We start from the raw sequence: 2478 nt of genomic DNA, 5'->3' as shown, positions 1-2478 counted from the left end.
CCCGTCGCCTTGGCGATGATCTCCTTGGCCACCGAGTTCGGAACCTCGGCGTAGGAGTCGAACTGCATGCTGTAGCTAGCCCGGCCCTGGGTCTTCGACCGCAGGTCGCCGACGTAGCCGAACATCTCCGACAGCGGCACCAGGGCCCGGACGACGCGAGCGCCGCTGCGCTCCTCCATCGCCTGGATGATGCCACGCCGGGAGTTGAGGTCGCCGATGACGTCACCCATGTTCTCCTCAGGAGTGGTGACTTCAACGGCCATCATCGGCTCGAGGAGAGCGGGGTCGGCCTTGCGGGCCGCCTCCTTCATCGCCATCGAGCCGGCGATCTTGAACGCCATTTCCGACGAGTCGACCTCGTGGTACTGGCCGTCCACCAGGGTGAGCTTGACGCCCACCAGGGGGAAGCCGGCGAGGATGCCGTACTGCATGGCGTCCTGCGCGCCCGCGTCCACCGAGGGGATGAACTCCCGGGGGATGCGGCCACCGGTCACGGCGTTGGCGAACTCGTAGGTCGGGGCCTCGTTGCCGAGCGGCAGCGGCTCCACGCTGATGATCACGCGGGCGTACTGGCCGGAGCCACCGGTCTGCTTCTTGTGGGTGTACTCGACCTTCTCCACCGCGCGGCGGATGGTCTCGCGGTACGCCACCTGCGGCTTACCGATGTTCGCCTCGACGTTGAACTCGCGGCGCATCCGGTCGACCAGGATGTCCAGGTGCAGCTCGCCCATGCCGGAGATGACCGTCTGACCGGTCTGGTCGTCCAGCTTGACGCGGAAGGTCGGGTCCTCCTCGGCCAGCCGCTGGATGGCGGTGCTGAGCTTCTCCTGGTCGGCCTTGGTCTTCGGCTCGATGGCCACCTCGATGACCGGCTCCGGGAAGGTCATCGACTCCAGGATGACCGGGTTCGCCGGGTCGCACAGCGTGTCACCGGTGGTGGTCTGCTTCAGACCCTGCACCGCGATGATGTCGCCGGCCTGGGCGGAGCTGCGCTCCTCCCGCTTGTTGGCGTGCATCTGGTAGATCTTGCCGATCCGCTCCTTGCGGTCCTTCGTGGAGTTGATCACCTGAGAACCGGACTCGAGCGTGCCGGAGTAGATCCGGACGTACGTCAGCTTGCCGAGGTGCTTGTCGGTCTGGATCTTGAAGGCCAGGCCGGAGAACGGCTCGGAGACCGAGGGCTTCCGCTGCAGCGGGGTCTCGCCGTCGGTGGCCGTACCCTCGATCGCCGGGATGTCCAGCGGCGAGGGCAGGTACGCGACGACCGCGTCCAGCATCGGCTGGATGCCCTTGTTCTTGAAGGCGGTACCGGTGAGGACCGGGTTGGCCTTGCCGGCGATGGTGGCCCGGCGGATGGCGGCCTTGATCTCGTCGGCCGAGATCTCCTCGCCCTCGAGGTACTTCTCCATCACCGAGTCGTCGACGTCGGCGAGGGTCTCCATCAGCTTCTCGCGCCACTCCGCGGCGGAGTCGGCGAGGTCGGCCGGGATCTCCTCGACCGCGTAGTCCTCACCCTTCTGGGTCTCGCCGCGCCAGGTGAGCGCACGCATCTCGACCAGGTCGACCACGCCGATGAAGTCGGACTCGGCGCCGATCGGGATCTGGAGCACCAGCGGGGTGGCGTTGAGCCGGTCGATCATCATCTGCACGCAGCGGAAGAAGTCGGCGCCGGTCCGGTCGAGCTTGTTGACGAAGCACATCCGGGGGACGTTGTACTTGTCCGCCTGCCGCCAGACGTTCTCCGTCTGGGGCTCCACGCCGGCCACGCCGTCGTAGACCGCGACCGCACCGTCCAGAACCCGCAGCGACCGCTCGACCTCGACCGTGAAGTCGACGTGGCCGGGCGTGTCGATGATCTGGATCGTGTGGCCCTTCCACTCGCACTTGGTGGCGGCGGAAGTGATGGTGATACCGCGCTCCTGCTCCTGCTCCATCCAGTCCATGACGGCGGCGCCCTCGTGGACCTCACCGATCTTGTACGTGATGCCGGTGTAGAACAGGATTCGCTCGGTGGTAGTGGTCTTACCGGCATCGATGTGGGCCATGATGCCGATGTTGCGTACGTTGGCGAGCGCGTCTGCGGCGGCCACTTCAATCCCTACTTATCGTCGTCTCGACACAACTGGTGGCGGTTCCGGCGCCTGCCGGCGCCGGAACCTCAGGTGTTACCAGCGGTAGTGCGCGAAGGCCTTGTTGGACTCGGCCATCTTGTGCGTGTCCTCACGCCGCTTGACGGCGGCGCCGAGGCCGTTGCTCGCGTCCAGCAGCTCGTTCATCAGCCGCTCGACCATGGTCTTCTCGCGCCGGGCCCGGGAGTAGGTCACCAGCCAGCGCAGACCGAGCGTGGTCGCGCGGGACGGCCGGACCTCGACCGGAACCTGGTAGGTGGCGCCACCGACACGGCGGCTGCGCACCTCGAGGGTCGGCTTGACGTTGTCCATCGCGCGCTTGAGCGTGACGACGGGGTCGGTGCCGGAC

General features: G+C 66.9%; 2 protein-coding genes. Both read right to left on the bottom strand.

Features of this window, described 5'->3' with window-relative positions:
• Positions 1–2090, bottom strand: a 2090-nt coding sequence (gene fusA / locus KBX39_RS28840; RefSeq protein ID WP_210873557.1) for an elongation factor G, incomplete at its 3' end; no start/stop codon positions are given.
• Positions 2091–2165: 75 nt separating this feature from the next.
• Positions 2166–2478, bottom strand: a 313-nt coding sequence (gene rpsG, locus KBX39_RS28835; protein WP_210873556.1) for a 30S ribosomal protein S7, incomplete at its 5' end; no start/stop codon positions are given.

It is taken from the genome of Micromonospora sp. D75 (assembly GCF_018070405.1).
GTDB lineage: Bacteria > Actinomycetota > Actinomycetes > Mycobacteriales > Micromonosporaceae > Micromonospora > Micromonospora chalcea.
Note: the sequence above shows the minus strand (reverse complement) of the source record. Positions and strands in the feature narration are given on the sequence as shown.